This window comes from Micromonospora foliorum (genome assembly GCF_022229015.1).
GTDB classification, from domain to species: Bacteria; Actinomycetota; Actinomycetes; order Mycobacteriales; family Micromonosporaceae; genus Micromonospora; species Micromonospora foliorum.
The window spans coordinates 1-3365 of sequence record NZ_JAKKFF010000318.1; the positions used below are offsets into that span (position 1 = coordinate 1).

Annotated in this window: 4 protein-coding genes; 3 read left to right on the plus strand and 1 reads right to left on the minus strand. The window is 74.4% G+C overall.

The window, feature by feature from the left end; genetic code table 11:
* Positions 1-198: 198 nt before the first annotated feature.
* The 3 genes from PSH25_RS22310 to PSH25_RS22320 all read left to right on the plus strand — a co-directional run bounded on the left by PSH25_RS22310 (position 199) and on the right by PSH25_RS22320 (position 2789).
* Positions 199-1308, plus strand: a complete 1110-nt coding sequence (locus PSH25_RS22310; RefSeq protein ID WP_238660925.1) for a hypothetical protein — start codon at positions 199-201, stop codon at positions 1306-1308.
* The gene (locus PSH25_RS22315; protein ID WP_238660922.1) at positions 1281-1994 is read left to right on the plus strand and encodes a response regulator transcription factor; all 714 of its coding nucleotides are present in this window, start codon (positions 1281-1283) and stop codon (positions 1992-1994) included. The genes PSH25_RS22310 and PSH25_RS22315 overlap by 28 nt, the downstream gene beginning before the upstream one ends.
* 72 nt (positions 1995-2066) lie before the next feature.
* Complete coding sequence (locus tag PSH25_RS22320) at positions 2067-2789, plus strand: hypothetical protein (RefSeq protein ID WP_238660923.1); 723 nt, start codon at positions 2067-2069, stop codon at positions 2787-2789.
* On the opposite strand, the gene PSH25_RS22325 is transcribed toward PSH25_RS22320, so the two are convergent.
* The coding region (locus PSH25_RS22325; RefSeq protein ID WP_238660924.1) for a GlxA family transcriptional regulator at positions 2671-3365 on the minus strand (695 nt) is incomplete at its 5' end. The two genes, PSH25_RS22320 and PSH25_RS22325, sit on opposite strands and share 119 nt — an antisense overlap.

A 3365-nucleotide genomic window follows, 5' to 3' on the forward strand; every position in this document is an offset into this window, starting at 1 on the left:
GCGAGTCGATCCGGGGCCGGATGACGACGGTCGGTGGGCGGGCCGACGTGCGCTCGGCGGTCGGTGCCGGCACCCGGATCCGACTGGAGTGGCCCGGTGTCGGCTGACCTGAACACCCCGGCGCTCACCGCCGACGCTGCGGAGGCACCGCACCGGAGGAGCGTTCCGACGCCCCGGGAGCCGGTCTCCCCCGCGGCGCTGGCCGCGCCGGCCGACGTCGCGCACGCGTCCGACCGGGGTGCCCGGATCGCCGCCGTCGTCATCGCGCTGGCCTGGCACGTCGCGATCGCGCTGCCGGCGGTGTTGTCCGCCCGCACGGAGTTCGCCGCGCCAGCGGTGGTGCTCGGCGCCTGGATACTGGTCGCCGTGACCGGCGCGGTGGCCGGGGTGCGACTGCTGCAGGGCTCGCCGCTGCCGCCGTGGCCGCTGGCCGCGCTGCTGCTGGTCGTCGACGCGGCGGTCTTCGCCGCAGCCGGTGAGCGGCAGTTGTTCACGGCCGCCAACTGGGTGTGGGGCACGCTCGGCTGGTTCTTCGTGCTGGCGGTGTGGGGTCGGCGCGTCCTGGGGCTGATCGCGCTCCTCAGCACCCACGCGTTGATCGCCCTGGTGGCCGTGCTCGGGCACGGCCCCGACCCGGCCGACGTGGCCCGCTACGTGATGTACGTCTACGGCACGTTCTCGCTGCCGGTGGCCGTCTTCGTGGGCAGCACGGTCATCGTCGGCCTGGCTCGGGAGCGGGCCGCCGTCTCGGCCGCCGGTCACGCGATGGCGGCCGAACGGGATGCCGCCGAGCGGGGCCTTCGGGAACGCCGGGACCGGCTCGCGCTGGTCAGCTCGGCGGCCGGGCGGGTCCTCGGTGACCTGGCCGCCGGCCAGGCCGACCCGGACGACCCGGAGGTGCAGCGCCGGTGCATGCTGGCCGCCGCCCGGCTGCGCCGACTGATCGCCGAGTCCGACGATGTGCCCGACCCGCTGTTGCACGAGTTGCGAGCCGCCGCCGACCTGGCGGAACGCAACGGCCTACCGATCGACCTGGTCACCATCGGCACCCCGCCGCCGCTGCCGGTGGAGATCCGCCGCCGGCTGGCCGACCCGCTCACCGGCACCCTCGCCGACGCCCGGGGATGGGCACGACTGACCGTGGTCTCCGGCTCGGACGAGGTGGTGGTCAGCCTCGTCACGCCGGACCGGGAGGGGCCGGAGGCGACCGGCCCGCCACCTGGCGAGCACGACGACGGGGGGCCGGTGCAGTACCTCTACGAACGGGACGGGAACATCAGATGGGCGCAGACCCGGTGGCGGCGGTGACCGGCGACCGGCCGGTCGGGGTGGCGATCGTCGACGACCACCCGGTGGTGGTCGAGGGGGTCCGCGCCTGGCTCGCCAACGAGCCGCGCCTGACGGTGCTCGCCACCGGCGACGACCCGGACGAGGTGCTGCGCGCGGCGCCGGACGCCGACGTCGTCCTGCTCGACCTGCGGCTGCACGGGCGGATGGCGTTGGACAAGTTGGCCGAGCTGAGCGCCGCCGGGCGGCGGGTGGTGGTCTATTCGGAGCACACCGACCCGCAGACGATGCTCGCCGCGCTGGACGCCGGGGCGGTGGCGTTCCTGGCCAAGCACGAGGGCCGGGAACACTGCGTGGAAACGGTGCTGGCCGCCGCGAGCGACCGCCCGTACGTGCCGCCGGCGCTCGCCGGTGCGATGGTCGGCGACCCGCGGCCGGACCGGCCGATGCTGTCCGACAAGGAGCGTGAGGCGCTGCTGCTCTGGTTCCAGTCGATGTCCAAGGCGTCGGTGGCCCGGCGGATGCAGATCAGCGAGCACACCGTCAAGCAGTACGTCGACCGGGCGCGGATCAAGTACACCCGGGCGGGGCGGCCAGCCGCCACAAAGGCGGCACTCCTCGCCCGTGCGATCGAGGACGGTCTCGTCCGCCCGGAGGAGATCGGCATCTACCGGTCACAGGCGACACACGACCGGACGACCCCCTAACAGGCGTCATGACAGGGGCGCTCCGGTCCGCCAGGCTTCAGTACACAGCCAGCTGACCGGAAGGTCGTGACGATGCACGCCGACGCGTCCCCCTTCTTCATCGGTCCCCACCGGTTCGACGCCCCGGACGACGACGTGGGCCCGACCCTGGACCGCCGCTACAACCTGCGACCGAGGCCCGGTGAGCGGGTGCTCGGGCGACACCGGCTGCTGGTCGCGGGCTACCTGCTCGGGCCGAGCGAGGTGCGATGCCGCTGGCAGCTGCCCGAGCCGGTCGCGGTGACCGTCACCGATCAGCGAATCTGCTGGGTGGGCAGCGGCGCACAGCTCTCGCTCGTCGCCGACGGCACGCACCGGGCCCGGCCACCCGCTCGGCTGAACGGGCTGATGAGCGGTCAGATCCGCTGGCAGTGGCCGTCCCGGTTGGAGCTGCCGGCGACCGAACAGGACGCCCCGGCGCAGCTGCTGATCGTCTGCGACGCGCTGCGCACCATTCAACAGCCGGCGTTGGCCCTCAGCGGGGCGGCCGCCGAGGTCGTGGCGCTGGCCCGGCAGGTTCGCCGGGCGGTGGCCATGTTCCGGCTCAATCGTCCACAACTGGTCGACCTCTCGGCCCAGGAGCGCGACGTGCTGCTGCTGCGGGCCGGCCCCGGTCTGCTCGCCGGGGACACCCGGATCACGCTGCCCGGCTCGTTGCCGGTGGAGTTCCACTCCCGGGACGACTACTACCGCTCAAGACCGGATCCGACCTCGTGGGGCGGGCTCGCAGGCGGCGCAGCATCCGGGCATCGGTGAAGCCGACGGCCCGCGCGGCGGCTTCCACGGTGGTGCCGTGCCCGATCAGGTGCTCGGCCCGTTCCACCCGGAGCAGCTGCTGGTAGCCGAGCGGGGTGAGGCCGGTGCTCGCCCGGAACAGCCGGGTCAGGGTCCGTTCGGCCACGCCGCCGGCGGCGGCCAGCTCGGCCAGCGGCAGGGGCTCGGCGTACCGGCTGTCGATCAGATCCTGCACCCGGTGCACCGAGTCGGACAGGTGTGAGCGGTGCCGCATCAGCGCGCTGGCCTGCGGCTCGTGCCCGTTACGGCGGGCGTAGACGACAAGCGTGCGGGCGATCTTCGCGGCGGTCGCCGGGCCGTGCCGGGTCGCCACCAGGTGCAGTGCCACGTCGATGCCACTGGCGATGCCCGCCGAGGTGACCACCCGGTCGTCCACCACGTACAGCACGTCGCGGACGACCTGGGCCGCCGGGTGCCGGCGGGCCAGGTCGTCCTGCACCTCGTGGTGGGTGGTGCAGCGCCGGCCGTCGAGCAGCCCGGCCCGCCCCAGCGCGTACGCCCCGGCGCAGACGCTGGCCACCGTGCCGCCGCGCGCGT

Excerpts from the sequence above, each read along its gene's own strand:
- PSH25_RS22315 (WP_238660922.1), top strand. The coding sequence starts at position 1,281 with ATGGGCGCAGACCCGGTGGCGGCGGTGACCGGCGACCGGCCGGTCGGG.
- PSH25_RS22320 (WP_238660923.1), top strand. The coding sequence starts at position 2,067 with ATGCACGCCGACGCGTCCCCCTTCTTCATCGGTCCCCACCGGTTCGAC.